This window comes from Streptomyces sp. NPDC048751, assembly GCF_043198595.1.
GTDB lineage: Bacteria > Actinomycetota > Actinomycetes > Streptomycetales > Streptomycetaceae > Streptomyces.
Map to the genome: position 1 here is coordinate 347,816 of NZ_JBICUX010000004.1, position 16,339 is coordinate 364,154.

Consider the following 16,339-nt stretch of genomic DNA (forward strand, 5'->3'; position numbering starts at 1 on the left):
GTGCGCCGGGACGCCGTGGAGCGGGCAGGAGCGCGGCACCGTCGAGAAAACGGACGCGCACCGGCACCATCAAGCGGACATGAGCCGGAGCCGTCGGGGGGACATGCGCGCGGGGCCCACCGGAGTCACCGCAGTGCCCGGATGAGTTCCGCCACCGCCGCTTCCATCGCCTTCCGGCCCCCGGCGAGGTACTTGCGCGGGTCGACCGCCTCGGGGTGCGCGTCCAGGAAGGCCCGCACGGCGCCGGTCAGGGCCAGGTTGAGGGCCGTGCCGATGTTGACCTTGGTGATGCCGCCCGCGACGGCGGCGGCCAGTTCCGCGTCGGGCAGGCCGGAGGAGCCGTGCAGGACGAGGGGGACGTCGAGCGCGGCGGACAGACGGGCGAGGAGGGCGTGGTCCAGGGAGGCGGTGCGGGTCGTCATCGCGTGCACGCTGCCGACGGCCACGGCGAGGGCGTCGACGCCGGAGTCCGCGACGAAGGCACGGGCGGCGGCCGGGTTGGTGCGGGCCCCCGGGGCGTGCGGGTCCGGCGGCGGCTCGCCGTTCTTTCCGCCGACCTCCCCCAACTCCGCCTCGATCCACAGCCCTTGACCGTGCGCCCAGTCGGCGGCCGCCTGGGTGGCGGCGAGGTTCTCGGCGTACGGCAGACGGGAGGCGTCGTACATCACGGAGCCGAAGCCGGCGCCCGCGGCCTGGTGGAGCAGGGCGTCGCTCTGGACGTGGTCCAGGTGAAGCGCCACGGGTACGGCGGCCTGTTCCGCGGCGGCGACGGCGGCGCGGGCGAGGGGCAGCAGGCGTCCGTGGCGGTATTTCACGGCGTTCTCGCTGACTTGGAGCACGACGGGCGAGTCGACGGACTCGGCGCCGGCGACGACGGCCTCGACGTGTTCCAGGGTGACGACGTTGAAGGCGGCGACGGCGGAGCGGGCTGCGGCGGCGCGGGTGACGAGCTCGCCGGTGGTCGTGAGCGGCACGGCCGGTCCTTCCTCGAAGTCAGGGGGTCACCGAGTGGGTGAGGGCGCGAGGATCACCGAGCGGGTGAGGTGGCGCGGACGGTCGGGGTCCAGGCCGCGGGCCGCGGCGACCGCGACGGCGAGCCGCTGGGCGCGGACCAGGTCGGCGAGCGGGTCGAGGGCGAGGCCGGCGGCCCCCGCCGCGCCGGTGTCCCCGACCCACAACGCGCCTGTCTCCAGGACCTGTTGGGCCAGCCCTGCGGGTGCCGCGCCGAACATCCAGGTGGCCGTACCGCCCGTGGTGACGCTGATGGGGCCGTGCCGGTACTCCATCGCCGGGTAGGACTCGGCCCAGGACTGCGACGCCTCCCGTGTCTTCAGCGCGGCCTCGTGGGCGAGCCCCACGGTCCAGCCACGCCCCAGGAAGGTGAACTGCCCGCACTCCACGAGCCCTTGGGGCAGTTCCGCGCCGAGTGCCTTGCGGGCGTCGGCGACGACGGCTTCGGTGTGCAGTCCCAGGTGGGTGCGGAGCAGGGTGAGGGCGGTGGTGGCGAACCGGGTCTGGACGACGGAGCGTTCGTCCGCGTAGTCGAGGACGACCACCTCGTCGGCGGCCGTCATCACGGGGGTGTGCGGATCCGCGGTGAGGGCGGTCGTGCGGGTGCGGCCCTTCAGGCGGGCGAGCAGGTCGAGGACCTCGGTGGTGGTGCCGGAGCGGGTGAGGGCGACGACCCGGTCGTACGTCCGGCCGTGCGGGAACTCCGAGGCGGCGAAGGCGTCCGTGTCCCCCTGGCCGGCCTGCTCGCGCAGGGCCGCGACGGACTGCGCCATGAAGTACGAGGTGCCGCAGCCGACGATCGCGACCCGCTCCCCCGGCCGGGGCAGCGCACCGCCGTGCTCGGCGGCCTCCGCGGCGGCACGCGCCCAGCACTCGGGCTGGCTGTTCAGCTCGTCCTCGACATGGCTCATGCCGACACCCCTCCCACCGGGCTGACTTTTCTTGCAAGATACAGCGCTTTTTCAAGCACAATCAAGCATCCTGCGGGGCAGGGTTGCGCTAGGGTCGCCGGGAGATCGGTGAACGGAGGGTGCGGATGTCGCGCGACGCCCGCTGGAAGGCGCTGCTGGAACTGCTCGTCGAGCGCGGCCGCCTGGACGTCGAGGAGGCGGCGACCGAGCTGGCGGTGTCGGCCGCGACGATCCGGCGTGACTTCGACCAGCTCGCCGAGCAGCAGATGCTCGTACGCACCCGGGGCGGCGCGGTCGTGCACGGGGTGTCGTACGAACTGCCACTGCGGTACAAGACGGCCCGCCGCGCCTCCGAGAAGCAGCGCATCGCCAAGGCGGTGGCGGATCTGATCGCGCCCGGGGAGGCGGTCGGGCTGACCGGCGGCACGACCACGACGGAGGTGGCGCGTGCGCTGGCCGTGCGCGGGGACCTCACGGCGGGGTCGCCCGCGCTGACCATCGTCACGAACGCGCTCAACATCGCCAACGAACTGGCCGTGCGACCCCAGTTCAAGATCGTCGTGACCGGCGGTGTCGCCCGGGCGCAGTCGTACGAGCTGGTCGGGCCGCTCGCGGACGGTGTGCTGGGGCAGATCACCCTCGACGTGGCGGTGCTCGGGGTGGTCTCCTTCGACGTCGCGCACGGCGCCGCCGCGCATGACGAGGAGGAGGCCGCGATCAACCGGCTGCTGTGCGAGCGGGCGGAGCGGGTCGTCGTCGCCGCGGATTCCAGCAAGCTGGGCCGGCGGGCGTTCGCCCGGATCTGCGCGGCGGAGGCCGTGGACACGCTGGTCACGGACACTGCGGCCGGGGCGGAGACGGTGAGGCGGTTCGAGGAGGCGGGGCTCCGGGTCGTGACCGTCTGAGCCTCCGGCCGGGAGGACCGCTCGGGGGGATGGCTCGGGGACTGTTCGGCGGGGGCGCTCCGAGGCTCGCTCGGGGGTGCCGTGCCTGGGCCGACGCCCGCTGTTCCACCTAAGCTGGAAGTCGCCATGCGCGGGCCGGCCCAGGGAGGCTGCGATGACGGAGACGTCCGGAGGCGCTCGCTATCTACGGATCTCCGAGCACGGGCTGATCGGAGACCTGCGCAGCGTCGCCCTGGTGGGTACCGACGGCACGATCGACTGGTACTGCTGCCCGAACTTCGACGCCCCGAGCGTGTTCGGCTCGATCCTGGACGCGGAGCACGGCGGTCGTTTCGAGCTGGCGGCGGTCGGGGCGGCGCGGACCAAGCAGTTCTACTTCCCCGACACCAACGTCCTGATCACCCGCTTCTTCACCGAGGTCGGGGTCGGCGAGGTGCAGGACTTCATGCCGGTGGGCGGCGGCCCGGCGGAGACCGAGCGGCATCGGCTGATCCGGCGTGTGGTGTGCGTGCGCGGTTCGATCCCGTTCCGGGTGCGGGTGGCGCCGAGGTTCGACTACGGCGCCCGGGAGCACACCCTGCGCTTCGTCGGTGACGTGGCGGTCTTCGACTCGGGCGAGCTGTCGCTGGGGCTCACCGCGACCGTGCCGCTGGAGGCCGAAGGGCGGGACGTGCGGGCGGAGTTCAAACTGGCCGAGGGCGAGTCGTCGGTGTTCGCGCTGGACCAGGTCGGCGGTGAGGTGTCTCCTCGCCGGTGTGCGCGTACCGAGGCGGACGAGCAGTTCTCGGCGACGGTGGCCTACTGGCGGCGCTGGCTGTCCGCCTCCAAGTACCGTGGCCGCTGGCGGGAGATGGTGCACCGCTCGGCGCTCACGCTGAAGCTGCTGACGTACGCGCCGACGGGTGCGATCGTGGCCGCGCCCACGACGAGCCTGCCGGAGATGTTCGGGGGCGACCGCAACTGGGACTACCGGTACGTGTGGGTGCGTGACGCCGCGTTCTGTGTGTACGCGCTGCTGCGGCTGGGCTTCCACGGCGAGGCCGAGGCGTTCATGAAATTCGTGACCCGGCACATCAGCCCGGGCGACGGCAAGGGCTCCGGCCCCCTGCAGATCATGTACGGCATCGACGGCCGCACCGACCTGCCCGAGCGGGAACTCGCCCATCTGGAGGGGCACTTCGGGTCAGCGCCGGTGCGGGTCGGCAACGCGGCCGCGGATCAGCTCCAGCTCGACATCTACGGCGCGCTCATCGACTCCATCTACCTCTACGACAAGTGGGCGCAGCCGATCTCCAGCGACCAGTGGGACGACGTGTGTGCGCTGGTCGACTGGGTGTGCGGGCACTGGGACCAGCCCGACGAGGGGATCTGGGAGACCCGGGGCGGTCGCCGGAACTTCCTGTACTCGCGGCTGATGTGCTGGGTGGCGATCGAGCGGGCCATCCGGATGGCGAACCGGCGCGGCCTGCCCGCCGACCTGATGCGCTGGCGGGAGTGCCGGGACGCGATCTACCGGCGGATCATGAGCCGGGGCTGGTCCGAGCGGCGCGGGGCCTTCGTGCAGCACGAGGACGGTGACGTGCTCGACGCGGCCGTGCTCATGATGCCGCTCAGCAAGTTCATCGCGCCCACCGACCCCAAGTGGCTGTCCACGCTGGACGCGCTCACGAAGGACCTGGTGTCCGACTCGCTGGTCTACCGCTACGACCCGGTGGCCAGCCCCGACGGTTTGCGTGGCGACGAGGGCACGTTCTCCATCTGCTCCTTCTGGTACGTCGAGGCCCTCGTCCACGCGGGCCGCCTGGACGAGGCCCGCCTCGCCTTCGAGAAGATGCTCACCTACGCCAACCATCTCGGCCTGTACGCCGAGGAGATCAGCCACACCGGCGAGCAACAGGGCAACTTCCCCCAGGCCTTCACCCACCTCGCCCTCATCAGCGCGGCGTTCAACCTGGACAAGGCACTGGGCTGACGGTGCGCGGGGAGGAGGAGGGACCTGAGCGCGTAGGGTCTCTCCATGAACGGTGTACCGGTGGTGCTGATCGGCGGCACCTCGAACGTCGGAAAGTCGACCGTCGGCCAAGTCGTCGCGGAAAGACTGCAGTTCGCGTACCGGTCGACAGACCGACTGGCCCGCCACCCGGGCCGACCCTGGCGGACGCCGGACCGCGACGTGCCGCCGCATGTGGCTGAGCATTACGCCTCGCTGACGGTCGACGAGTTGATCGCATCCGTCCTCGACCACTACGAACGCCTCTGGCCCCGCGTCGAGGAGCTGATCCGGGCCCACGCCACCGGCCCCGGCCTGGTCCTGGAGGGCTCGGCCCTGCTCCCGGCGCGCGTGACACGCCTGGAAGCCGCGCACACCGCTGCGGTGTGGCTCACCGCCGACGACACGGTCGTACGAGACCGGGTGCGGGCGGCCGGGCACTACGCCGAGGCCACACCGGCGGAACGTCTCCTGATGGACAAGTTCCTGGCTCGCGCGGCCCGTTTCCAAGAGATCATCCGCGTGGATGTCGACGAATTGGGTCTGGCACGCGTCGACGCGGGCGGCCGGTCCGTCGGTGAGCTGGCCGACGCCGTGCTCGGGTGCGTCGGCGTCGGGGCCGGCTGAGGGGAGGGAGACCGGCGCTCGAGTGGGGCGAGCGCCGGTCGGCTCGGGGTGGGGGGCGGTGCCGTGGTGAGGGGCTGTGGGGCCCGTACTGCTTTAGTGCCAGACCGGGGGCCGGTCCGGAACCCCCCGGGACAGGTGAACTGTGTCCCGGCGCCGAATCGGCCCTCCCAGGACTGACCCCGCGATCGGTGCAACCTTTGGGTCGTCCTGAGTGTCCCACCTCACAACAGCCCGCACACCTCGGGGGGACATCGTGATCCGAACCAGAACCGCATGGGCCGCCGCCGCTCTCATGACCGCCACCCTCGCCGTCGCGGCGGTGCCGGCCGAGGCCGCTCCGGTCGCCGCCACCAAGGCGGCCACCGCCTGCCCCACCGGCTGGGGCAGCCTCGACAAGACGTTCACCGCGTCCACGTCCAAGCCGCTGACGGACATCAGGACCGGCCGCCACGACTGCTACGACCGGATGGTCTTCGACGTCCCCGGCGCGGGCACCAGCGAGCTCGGGTACTCCGTCGGCTACGTCGACCAGTTCTACCTGGACGGGTCGGGCCGGCTCGTACCGGTCAGCGGCGGGGCCATCATCGAGGTACGGCTGCACGCCCCGGCGTACGACCCCGAGACCGGGACCGCCTCGTACCCCGGGGTGCCCGGCCGCCTCCTCCCGGGCGTGAACCTCACCGGCTACCGCACCTTCAAGGACGCCAAGTACGGGGTCAGCTTCGAGGGCGACACGCAGGTCGCCATCGGAGTCCGTGCCCGGCTGCCGTTCCGGGTGCAGGTGCTGCCCGACCACATCGTGGTGGACGTCGCCCACACCTGGTAGGTGCCGGGACGGACCCGCGCCGTCACGCCGTCTCCCGCGCGTCCTCCCTTCCCGCGCGGGCGGCAGCGTGGCGTACGTCGACGCCTGTGACCGCCAGGACCAGTGGCCCTGGGGCGAGGAAGGCGAGCGGCAGCATCATCCAGGCGCACAGGGCGGCCGTGACCAGCGCCAGCAGCACCAGCGCGCTGCCGCCCGGGTCCCGTACGGCGTCCCGGGCGGCAGCGCGGACCGCGTCCCGCCAGTCGGTGAGGGACTCGGGGCGCGCACACGCCCTGAGGCCCACCACCGCGGCGCCCAGGCCGATCCCGGCGGCCACCACGGCGAACAGCGGAGCCCCCGGCAGCCCCGCCCCGGCCAGCGCCAGGTCGGCCGCGCACAGCAGTACGCCCGCGAGGGCGACGGCCCCGGCCAGAAAGTCGCCGGCCCGCAGCCGCTGCCGTAGCAGCGCGAAGTAGCGGCCCGCGGTGGCCGGTCGCCCCTCCCCCGCGCCCCGCAGCACCGCGCACGCGGTGGAGAGCGCGGCCGGGGCGGTCAGGAGGGGCAGACAGGTCAGCGCCGTGGCCAGGCCGATGCTCAGAACGTCGGCGAAGAGGGTCATGCGGGGGCCGAAGACCTCACCCGGCTCGCGCGTACGCATCCCGCTCATCCCTTGAGTCCGGAGCTGGCCATGCCCTCCACCAGGAACCGCTGGAAGGCGAGGAAGAACAGCACGATCGGCAGCAGAGCGATCACCGACATCGCGAACATCGGGCCGAACGCGGACTGGCTGGAGGCGTCCACGAAGGAGCGCAGGGCGAGGGTGAGGGTGAACTTCTCCGGGTCGAAGAGGTAGATGAGCTGGGTGAAGAAGTCGTTCCAGGTCCAGATGAAGGTGAAGATCGCGGTGGTGATCAGCGCGGGCCGGGTGAGCGGCAGCACGACCTGGAAGAAGCTGCGGAAGGGGCCGCAGCCGTCGATGCGGGCCGCCTCCTCCAGTTCCCGGGGCAGACCGCGCATGAACTGCACGATGAGGAAGACGAAGAACGCCTCCGTGGCGAGGAACTTCGGCAGGATCAGCGGCCAGTAGGTGTTCACCAGGCCGAGCTGGTTGAAGATGATGTACTGCGGGATCAGCACGGCGTGGTGCGGCAGCATGATCGTCGCGATCATGAAGGCGAACAGCGGCCCGCGGAAGCGGAACCTGAGGCGTGCGAAGGCGTAGGCGGCGAGCGAGCAGCTGATGACGTTGCCGAGGACCGCGCCGCCCGCGATCAACAGCGAGTTGGACAACAGCCGCCATATGGAGACGTCGTTGACGCCGTCGAAGGCCGTCTTGTAGTTCGACCACTCCAGATGGCTGGGCAGCAGGTTCAGGCTGGCGATCACCTCGTCGGCGGGCTTGAGCGAGGTGGCGAGCAGCCAGGCCAGCGGGTAGAGCATGACCAGCAGGGCGGCCAGGCAGCCGAGGTGCAGGGCGATCCGTCCCCAGCGAAGGGGCTTGCGGGACGTCGTCGTTGAGGCAGAGGTCGATACGGCGGTCATCGGACTCCCCCATCGGTGTCGGACGCGTAGAAGACCCAGGAGCGCGAGGTGCGGAACAGCACCGCGGTGACGGCGCCGATGACGAGCAGCAGCACCCAGGCCATGGCGGAGGCGTAGCCCATGTGGGAGGCGACGAAGCCGCGGTCGTAGAGGTACATGGTGTAGACGAGGGTCGAGTCGGCGGGGCCGCCCTTGCCCGCGCTGACCGCGAAGGCCGGTGTGAAGACCTGGAAGGCCTGGATGGTCTGCAGGACCAGGTTGAAGAAGAGCACCGGGGACAGCATCGGCACGGTGACGGACAGGAACTGCCTCCACTTTCCGGCCCCGTCGACGGCCGCCGCCTCGTAGAGCTCGGCGGGGATCTGCTGGAGTCCGGCGAGGAAGATGACCATCGGCGCGCCGAACTGCCACACCGTCAGCAGGGCCACCGCGAGCAGCGCCCAGCCGGGCTTGTTGACCCAGCCGCCGGTGCCGAGCAGGTTGTCGACCGTGCCGCCGTCGTTGAAGACCGCCCGCCACACGAGGGCGATCGACATGGAGGCGCCGAGCAGTGAGGGCGCGTAGAAGGCGGAGCGGTAGAAGCCCCTGCCCCGCTTCATGGACTTCAGGGCGAGCGCGACGACGAGGGCGAGAGCCAGTTGGAGGGGGACGGCGATGACGACGTACGTCAGGGTCGTGACGACCGACCGCCAGTAGCGGGGGTCCTCGGTGAACATCTGGACGTAGTTGCGCAGGCCCACCCAGCGGGGCGGGTTGAACAGGTCGTAGTCGGTGAACGACAGGTACAGCGACACCGCCATCGGCAGGAGGGTGAGGACGATCGCGCCGAGCACCCATGGGGAGAGGAACACCCATGCGGCGCCCTCGCGTTCGCGCTTGGGCCGGCGTTTGGGGGTGCTCGCGGGCCGGGACGGGCGTGCGGTGGGTGCGGGGACGTCGGTGGTGGTCATGACCTCAGCTCCGCCTTCGCCTCGGTGACGTAGTTCTCGGCCGCCTCGCGGGGCGACATGCGCTCGTAGGAGACCTGGTCGTAGTCGCGCTGGAAGGTGGTCTGCAGGGCGTTGTCGCCCGAGGGCGGTGCCTGCGGCGGGACCTTCAGGGTGCCTTCCAGGGAGGCCTGGAAGTCGGCGATGGTCTTGTCGAAGTCCTTCAGCTGCGAGGCGGTCTCCTCACGGATCGTCTCGTTGACGGGAATGCCCCGGGTGGCACCGAGGATCTTCGCCGCCTCCCCGTCGTTGATCATGAAGTCGACGAGTTCGGCGGCCTCCTTCGGGTGCCCGGTGTTGGCCGCGACGCCGAGGAACATCGACGGCTTGAAGTACTGGCCGGGCGTGCCGTCCTCGCCGGACGGCATCGGCGCGAGCGCCACCCCGCCCTTGACGATCGCGAGGTAACCGCTGGACGGGGCGTCCCAGTTGGCGTCGGCGGTCGCCTTGCCGCGCCCGAGCGGGGTGTTCTCGACGGATCCGTCGAGCTGGGTGGTCTGCTCGGCCGGGGAGACGGCTCCCTCGCGGCGCAGCTTGTCGGCGAAGGTCCACCAGCGGGTGAGGTCGTCGACGGTGAAGCCGAGCTTGCCTTCCTCGGTGTAGAGGGACTTGCCCCGGCCGCGCAGCCACACCTCGAAGGCGTCCTCGCTCTGGCCCGGGTCGGTGGCGCCGGGCTTGCCGGTGCTCTTCGCGAGTGCGCGCATGGCGTCGGCCCAGTCGTCCCAGGTCCAGCCCTGGCGCGGGAGGGGCACCCCGGACGCCTTCCACGCCTGGACGTCGTACACGACGGTCTCGGTGCCGCGGCCCTGCGGGACGGCGTACTGGGTGCCGTCGACCCGCCCGGTGCCGAGCAGGCCCGGGTCGATCTCGGAGGTGCGGAGTGCGTCCTTCTGTTTCGCCAGGTCCAGCAGTACGCCTCCGGAGGCGTACTGGTCGATCTGGCGGTAGTCGAGCTGCATCACGTCGGGTGCGTCGCCGCCGGCGGCCTGGGTGGCGAGCTTCTGTTTGTAGGCGTCGTAGCCGGAGAACGACGTCTGGACCGTGATGTTCGGGTGCTGTTTCTCGAACAGGGCGACGGCCTGCTCGGTGCGCTCCGCGCGGTCGGGATTGCCCCACCACGTGTAGCGGAGCACGACCTTGCCGCCGCCGACCGACTCCCCGGATCCCCCGCAGCCGGCCAGCACCGCACAGAGTGCGAGTGTCAGCGCCGACGCGCAGAACCCCTTTGTCCTGTGTCCGGGCATGCCGAGGTCACCTCATCCTTTCCTCGGACTTGCTGTTGGCCCCCCTCCGGCCCCCCTTGGCCTGTTACTCGCCCTGGTACGGCAGTGTCGTCCCCGGCAGCGCGTACTCGTCGCGGCGCCCGCACATGCCGAAGCCGCCGAGCCGGGTGGGCGCGGCCTCGTGCGCGGTGGCGTCGTCGAGGTACGCCGGTTCGCCGTCCGCGAGCGCGTCGAGCTGGGCGCCGGTGCGTTCGGCGGTCGCCAGGGCACCGGCCCGCCACAGCTCGCGCCAGGTGGGCACCTTGTCCCGGACCAGCCGGGCGGCGGCGCGCTGGAACTCGACGTACGGGCCGTTGTCGCCGGCGACGAGGGCCTCGCGCAGGGCGAGGTAGCCCTCGACGGCGAGGTCCCGGCGGCGCCGGGCGGCCACCGCCGTCTCCGGTCCGGTGCCGGGCGGGAGGGCGGCCGCGGCCGCGTACCTCTCGGGGTCGGCGAGCACCTCGGGCGGGAAGGTGAAGACGGCGTCCCCGGCCTCGGGCAGGCCACTGTTCTGCATCAGCACGGTGATGCGCAGATCGCCGCCCTGCACCATGCGGTGCACGGTGCCCGGCGTGAACCAGGCGACCGAGCCGGGCTCCAGGGGGATGTCCCGGTAACCGTCCGGGCTCAGGGTCTGCACCGCGCCCCGGCCGCCGGTGACGACGTACGCCTCCGTGCACACCAGGTGCAGGTGCGGGCTGCCGCCGCAGACGCCGTCGGCGGCCTCCCAGTCGTAGGCACTGAGGTGGGACAGGCCGACGGCGCCGGGGAGGGGGTGCGGAAGGGCGGGCTTTCCGGCTGCGGCTTCGCTCACCACGGCAGGCCCTCCAGGTACGTCCCGACGCGGTCGCGGTCCCAGGCGCCGTCCGCGACGACGATCCGGTAGCGGTACGCGAAGGACTCCCCCGGCGGCAGCTCGAACTCCTCGAAGAACGCCCAGGAGAACGCGACCGTCGGGATCGGCTCGGAGCGCACGAACCAGTGGGACTCGTGGATCGCGCGCTGCGCGTCGAGGTTCTCGGGCGCGTGTGCGAAGACGAGCGTGGAGTGGCCGTCGACGTCGTCGTGCTCGGTGGTGAAGGCGAGCCACGGGCCCTGGGTGCCCATCAGCTTCTCGGCACCGGCGTCGCTGTCGGGTGCGAAGGCGGCGCCGCCGGTGAAGTCGCGGGGGCCGCGCCACTGGAGGCCGGTGTAGCCGGCCATCTCACGTCCGGCGGTCGTCGGGGAGCCGAAGGCGAGGGGCTCGTCGCGGAGATTGGTGAGGCGGATCGACCAGTCCAGGGCCCAGGCGCCCGCCTCCTCGTCGACCGAGTGGACAGTGATGCCGCGCTCTTCGCGCGCCCACTCCTCGCCGCCGTTCGCGACCCAGGTGAGGTCCTCGGCGAAGGCGAACCGGTCGTCCTCGACGGCGAACACGGGGAAGCCGTCGTGCCGCATGGAGCCGACGCGCTCGGGGAGGGCGAGGTAACCCTGGCCGTGGACGTAGGAGTTGCCGCCCCAGAAGTTCTGGCCGGAGAGGTGACTGGCCGTCATCTGCAGGCCCTTGTGCCAGCGGTGGTCGTTCGGGCGGTAGCCGGTCACCGTGCGCCCGGACAGGGTGCGCACCGGGTGGGCGTACGGCTTGCGCGACTCGAACGGCTCCGGGTCCGGCCGGTAGACGTAACGGAGGATCTCGGTACCGTCCGGCGCCGCGACCGCGATGTGCTCGCCGTGGACGTGGCTGACCTTCATGCGCGCTCCTTGGGGGCCCAGTGGGGGTGGTCTCCGTGCATGGCCGGGTAGAAGGGGTCGCCCGGCGCGATCTCCCCGGCGTGGACGGGCTGCCCGGTGAACGCCGACTTGTAGAGGGCGGCGGCGAACTCGAGGGTGGCGCGGGCGTCCGGACCGCTGCCCGGGGGCCGGGCACCGTTGTCGTAGGCGTCGAGGAGGGCGCCGAGCTGCGCGGTGTGCGAGCTGGGTACGTCGGCCGCGGGGGTGCTCCAGGCGGCGGCCCGCTCGGCGGCGACGTGCGGGGCCGGGGTGTAGACCCAGTCGTCGTTGCGGTGCCCGTAGAGGTGGGTGAGCTCGATCGTCGCCTCGGAGCAGTCGACGCGGACGCGGCTCACCTCGTGGGGGGACAGCACGCTGTTGACGACGGTGGCGAGGGCGCCGTTCTCGAACCGGACGAGGGCGGTGGAGACGTCCTCGCTCTCGGTGTCGTGGACCAGGCGCGCCGCCATGGCCCGCACCTCCGCCCAGGGGCCGAGCAGGTGGAGCAGCAGGTCGTACTGGTGGATCCCGTGCCCCATGGTGGGCCCGCCGCCTTCGGTGGCCCAGCGCCCGCGCCAGGGCACCGCGTAGTAGGCGGCGTCGCGGTGCCAGGTGGTCTGGCAGTGCGCGACGAGGGGGGCGCCGAGCTCGCCGCTCGCGATCAGCTCGCGGGCGTGGACGGCGCCGGAGCCGTAGCGGTGCTGGAAGACCACGGACGCGTAGGCGCCGGACGCCTCCTCGGCCGCGGCGATGTCGTCGTACTCGGCGAGCGACAGGCACAGCGGCTTCTCGCACAGCACCCAGGCGCCCGCCTTCAGCGCGGCCACGGTCTGCTCCTTGTGCAGGGACGGCGGCGTGCCGATGAGGACCAGATCGGGGCGTACGGCGTCCAGCATCGCGCCCATCGAGGTGTACCCGGCGACGTCCCCACCCGCCAGCTCCCGGAAGTCGTCGAGGCGCCCCTGGTCCACGTCGACGGCGGCGACGAGCTCCACCCGGTCGGCGTGGGCTCTGAGCGCCGGGAGGTGGCTCCCGCCGACGATGGCGCCGGTGCCGACGACGGCGACGCGGCGGCGGGATGCGGACGGGGACGGAGACATGCGGTCCTCCTCGGACGGCCGGCTGCCCGGACGTGCAGAAAGCGCTTACGCCCGGCTGACCCTAGGCGTTGGTGCATGTCAGGACAACCCCTGCGCCGACAGATGGGACACGGCGTGCGCGCGAGGTGGCGCCACATGCCGTTTTGCCCCACTCCGGGCATGCCCTCGCGTGACGTCATTCGGTGTGGGGCCGACCGGGTGGCCGCGGCCGGTGGCACACGGTTTCGAGCCGGTGGAGGAAACGGACCTCACGCCGGGACCGGGCTGTCGGCGGACTCCGGAGCGCGACAGAGGGCTCCATGCCTGCACGCCCCCGGCCGTGCGGTTCCGACCCCCGGACGCCGAGACGCCGGCTCGCATCCGGCCTTGATCGGCGGGGCCGCCGCCGCACTGCTGACCATGGGCCCGACCTGCGGCTCGTCGTCCTCGGCCCACCGGACTTCGCAGCCGCCGGACGGGCGCCCGGTGGCCCGTGCCACCCTGGGCCGCGGAACCTCGTCACTCCCCGCGTCACTCCCCCGAACGAACGGAGCCCCGCATGTCCCACGCCACCGCACGCCGCCGAGCCGCCGTGGTCGGACTCGGTGCCCGCGCACGGCTGTTCGTCGAGGCGCTGGCCGGGCCCTACGCGGACCGGTACGAGCTGGTCGGGTTCTGCGATGTCAACTCCCGCCGGATGGCGGTGCACAACGCCTGGCTCGCGGACGCGCGTCCGGGCCGGGCGCCCGTGGCGGCGTACGCGGCGGAGGAGTTCGACGAGATGCTGCGCCGGGAGCAGGTGGACCTGGTGGTGGTGTGCTCGGTGGACCGTACCCACGACGACTACATCGTGCGGGCCCTCGAAGCGGGCTGCGACGTGGTCACCGAGAAGCCCATGACGACGGACGCCGACAAGGCCCGCCGCATCCTGGAGGCGCGGCGACGCACCGGCCGTGAGGTCAGGGTGGCCTTCAACTACCGTTACAACCCGGTGCATTCGGCCGTACGGGAAGTCATCGCGGACGGCGGGATCGGCGAGGTCGGCTCGGTGCACTTCGAGTGGCTGCTGGACCTGCGCCACGGCGCCGACTACTTCCGGCGCTGGCACCGCGACAAGGCCAACTCCGGCGGCCTGATGGTGCACAAGTCCACGCACCACTTCGACCTGGTCAACTGGTGGCTCGGCACACGCCCCGAGACGGTCTACGCCCAGGGCGGCCTGTTCTTCTACGGCGACAGCGCCGGCCGGCGCCGCGGCCTCGCCCGTGACTACGAGCGCGCCCACGGCGCCCCGGCCGCCGAGACCGACCCGTTCGCCCTGCGCCTGGCCGACTCGCCCGTGCTCGGCGCGCTGTACCTGGAGGCGGAGGGCGAGGACGGCTACCACCGCGACCAGAACGTGTTCGGGCCCGGGGTGACGATCGAGGACGACATGGCCGTGCTGGTCCGGTACGCCACGGGGGCCAGTCTCACGTACCACCTGACCGCGTACTCCCCGTGGGAGGGCTACCGGATCGCCTTCAACGGCAGCGAGGGGCGCCTGGAACTGCTGGTGGAGGAGTCGACGTGGACCCGGCCCCGGGTACCCGTCGACAGCTCCGGGCCCGTCCTGCACGGCGCCGAGGTCGAGGACACCGCCGGGCGCACCGAACTGCTGCTGCGCCGCTTCTGGGAGGAGCCGCGCGAGATCAAGGTCGCGACCGGCGAGGGCGGGCACGGCGGCGGTGACGTACGCATGCTGCGGGACCTGTTCGGCACCCCGGCTCCGGACCCCCTGCACCGCGCGGCCGACGCGGCCGACGGCGCCCTCTCCCTGGTCACGGGCCTGGCCGCGAACCGCTCGTTCGAGACGGGCCTTCCGGTGCGGACGCGGGACCTGTTGGAGTTGTGAGGTGTCACCACTCGCCCTCGACGGCTTCCACCAGTCGGGAGACGGCCGTCAGCTCGGGCGGGTTCCGCAGGGTGGCGACGGCCTGCTCGCTCGCGAACTCCCGCTGCGCGGCCGTCACGGTGGGATCGACAGCGCACTCGGCCTGTACGTAGACGTAGTTGACCGCGGTCGCGAACAGCATCGAGAACGCGTCCAGGCCTTTGACGGCCGCCGGGCCTCCGGCGGCCACGTACGCGCGCACGAGCCGCCGGGCGGAGTCGGCGTGGAAGTGGTTCCGCCCGGCCCACACGTACACGGCATGAGCGAGTTCGCGTTCCGGCGCTATGGGCCCGGTGTTGTCCCAGTCGAGGAGGAGCGGCCCGGCCGGACCGACCAGGACGTTCTGGGGCTGCACATCGAGATGTGACGTCACGAGATCACCAGGGCCGGAGGGAGTGACATGGCGTCCCAAGTCCTTCGCCGAGGTGGCGATGAAGCGGTCGAGCTCGTCCGCCCACGGCATGCCCTCCCGGCGCACCGCCTCGTGCAGCTTCGCCCAGTCGGTGTCCTGAGGGCACTGTTCGTACCAGGAATTCGGCGCCTCGGTCGCTCCTGCCCCGGCCCTGTGGAGGAGGGCGAGGGTCCGGCCGCACCAGTCCAGGGTCTGCGGATCGGAGGGATCCGCCTCGGTTCCGTCGACCCAGTCGTAGAGCTTCACGGAGGAACCGCCCAGCGCGGCGGGGAGCTGTGAGACGTACGCCTCCTCGCGGTTCGGGAAGAGCCGGGGCGAGGAGACCCCCAGCTCCGCCGCGGCGTTGCGGAACGCCGCCTCCCGGCGGACCTGCTCCTCGTCGCAGCCGAAGAGCAGTTCCTTCACGGCCCACGAGGAGCCGTTCCCGGTCAGCTTCCAGATCTGCCCCAACGCGCCGCGCGTGACGGGTGCGACCGTCCAGGCTCCGGTGCCGAGCGCATAGGTCTCCGCGATGTGATCGGCTGCCGCGCTCTTCATCTCGGTGCCTCTCCTGCTGTCGAACTGACGGCCACTCCTGGATGGTTCGACAACAGCAATATCACCGGCTCGGTCGGACGGCCTCCGAATTCCCGCCCAGCGACTCCAGCACCCGGGGCGACGCCTGGAGTGCCGTCCGCTGCATCAGGTCCAGCACACCGTGGATTCCGCCCATCTCCGAGCCGCCTCCCGCGCGCCCGGGCCCTCCGTGCCGCAGGGTGAGGTCGTCGCTCACCAGGGACGCGGCGAGGCTGCCGCGGCCGCGGGCGATCAGGTGCGCCGCGTGCTCGGTGTCGCGGGACGCCAGTACGGAGGCGGCCGGGCCGAACGGCTCGACCTCGTGGGGCGCGGGTACATACTGGGCGAGGCCGACGACGGCGCCCATGCGGACGCCGTCCGTGGCGGGGTTACCGATGACGAACCCGGCCGGCTCCGCCGACACCGCGTCCATCCAGCTCGACATGGTGGAGAAGGCGTTCGAGCGGACGCACCCGGGGACGTGCTGCGTTCGGTGGTGGTGCTGTGGTCACGAGCGGCCACTGAAGAACAGCAAGGTCGCGGGAAAAGCGCTGGCCTTCGACCGCACTCCATCA

Annotated in this window: 16 protein-coding genes; 5 read left to right on the forward strand and 11 right to left on the reverse strand. The window is 72.0% G+C overall.

The annotated features are described in order from the left end of the window. Positions 1-125: 125 nt before the first annotated feature. Both ACGFNV_RS16365 and ACGFNV_RS16370 read right to left on the reverse strand, forming a co-directional pair. Positions 126-974, reverse strand: a complete 849-nt coding sequence (locus tag ACGFNV_RS16365; protein WP_393623000.1) for a ketose-bisphosphate aldolase — start codon at positions 972-974, stop codon at positions 126-128. Positions 975-1,001: 27 nt separating this feature from the next. Then, positions 1,002-1,922 carry an SIS domain-containing protein gene (locus ACGFNV_RS16370; RefSeq protein WP_393623001.1) on the reverse strand — a complete coding sequence of 307 codons (921 nt, stop codon included), beginning with the start codon at positions 1,920-1,922 and terminating at the stop codon, positions 1,002-1,004. 125 nt (positions 1,923-2,047) lie between these two features. Between ACGFNV_RS16370 and ACGFNV_RS16375 the strand changes: the two genes are divergently transcribed. The 4 genes from ACGFNV_RS16375 (at position 2,048) to ACGFNV_RS16390 (ending at position 6,270) form a co-directional block, all read left to right on the forward strand. Next, on the forward strand, positions 2,048-2,827 hold the full coding sequence (locus tag ACGFNV_RS16375) for a DeoR/GlpR family DNA-binding transcription regulator (RefSeq protein WP_393623003.1): 780 nt from the start codon (positions 2,048-2,050) through the stop codon (positions 2,825-2,827). 154 nt (positions 2,828-2,981) lie between these two features. Further along, the gene (locus ACGFNV_RS16380) at positions 2,982-4,799 is read left to right on the forward strand and encodes a glycoside hydrolase family 15 protein (protein ID WP_393623005.1); all 1,818 of its coding nucleotides are present in this window, start codon (positions 2,982-2,984) and stop codon (positions 4,797-4,799) included. 45 nt (positions 4,800-4,844) lie between these two features. Next, complete coding sequence (locus ACGFNV_RS16385) at positions 4,845-5,444, forward strand: hypothetical protein (RefSeq protein ID WP_393623007.1); 600 nt, start codon at positions 4,845-4,847, stop codon at positions 5,442-5,444. Positions 5,445-5,697: 253 nt separating this feature from the next. Next, positions 5,698-6,270 carry a hypothetical protein gene (locus ACGFNV_RS16390; RefSeq protein WP_393623009.1) on the forward strand — a complete coding sequence of 191 codons (573 nt, stop codon included), beginning with the start codon at positions 5,698-5,700 and terminating at the stop codon, positions 6,268-6,270. Positions 6,271-6,292: 22 nt separating this feature from the next. Here the strand turns inward: ACGFNV_RS16390 and ACGFNV_RS16395 are convergent, their stop codons facing one another. The 7 genes from ACGFNV_RS16395 to ACGFNV_RS16425 form a co-directional block, all read right to left on the reverse strand. After that, positions 6,293-6,916: a hypothetical protein gene (locus ACGFNV_RS16395; protein WP_393623011.1), complete on the reverse strand. Its 624-nt coding sequence runs from the start codon at positions 6,914-6,916 to the stop codon at positions 6,293-6,295. After that, a complete protein-coding gene (locus ACGFNV_RS16400) occupies positions 6,913-7,791 on the reverse strand; it encodes a carbohydrate ABC transporter permease (RefSeq protein WP_393623012.1) in 879 nt (292 codons plus the stop codon). The genes ACGFNV_RS16395 and ACGFNV_RS16400 overlap by 4 nt, the downstream gene beginning before the upstream one ends. Further along, positions 7,788-8,741, reverse strand: coding sequence for a carbohydrate ABC transporter permease (locus ACGFNV_RS16405; RefSeq protein WP_393623014.1), 954 nt, complete (start codon positions 8,739-8,741; stop codon positions 7,788-7,790). Before ACGFNV_RS16405 ends, ACGFNV_RS16400 begins: the two co-directional genes overlap by 4 nt. Beyond that, the gene (locus ACGFNV_RS16410) at positions 8,738-10,021 is read right to left on the reverse strand and encodes an ABC transporter substrate-binding protein (protein ID WP_393623016.1); all 1,284 of its coding nucleotides are present in this window, start codon (positions 10,019-10,021) and stop codon (positions 8,738-8,740) included. Before ACGFNV_RS16410 ends, ACGFNV_RS16405 begins: the two co-directional genes overlap by 4 nt. Before the next feature lie 64 nt (positions 10,022-10,085). Continuing rightward, positions 10,086-10,856, reverse strand: a complete 771-nt coding sequence (locus tag ACGFNV_RS16415; RefSeq protein ID WP_393623018.1) for a cupin — start codon at positions 10,854-10,856, stop codon at positions 10,086-10,088. Further along, on the reverse strand, positions 10,850-11,770 hold the full coding sequence (locus ACGFNV_RS16420) for a PmoA family protein (RefSeq protein WP_393623019.1): 921 nt from the start codon (positions 11,768-11,770) through the stop codon (positions 10,850-10,852). The genes ACGFNV_RS16415 and ACGFNV_RS16420 overlap by 7 nt, the downstream gene beginning before the upstream one ends. Then, the gene (locus tag ACGFNV_RS16425) at positions 11,767-12,888 is read right to left on the reverse strand and encodes a Gfo/Idh/MocA family protein (protein WP_393623021.1); all 1,122 of its coding nucleotides are present in this window, start codon (positions 12,886-12,888) and stop codon (positions 11,767-11,769) included. The genes ACGFNV_RS16420 and ACGFNV_RS16425 overlap by 4 nt, the downstream gene beginning before the upstream one ends. A gap of 538 nt (positions 12,889-13,426) precedes the next feature. Here ACGFNV_RS16425 and ACGFNV_RS16430 point away from each other — a divergent pair. Continuing rightward, positions 13,427-14,758, forward strand: a complete 1,332-nt coding sequence (locus tag ACGFNV_RS16430) for a Gfo/Idh/MocA family protein (protein ID WP_393623023.1) — start codon at positions 13,427-13,429, stop codon at positions 14,756-14,758. A gap of 4 nt (positions 14,759-14,762) precedes the next feature. Here ACGFNV_RS16430 and ACGFNV_RS16435 read toward each other — a convergent pair whose 3' ends face one another. Then, positions 14,763-15,746 (reverse strand): aminoglycoside phosphotransferase family protein, encoded by a 984-nt coding sequence (locus ACGFNV_RS16435; protein ID WP_393623025.1) that lies wholly within the window; start codon positions 15,744-15,746, stop codon positions 14,763-14,765. Positions 15,747-15,807: 61 nt separating this feature from the next. After that, positions 15,808-16,209, reverse strand: a complete 402-nt coding sequence (locus ACGFNV_RS16440; RefSeq protein ID WP_393623027.1) for a hypothetical protein — start codon at positions 16,207-16,209, stop codon at positions 15,808-15,810. Between the last annotated feature and the right edge of the window lie 130 nt (positions 16,210-16,339).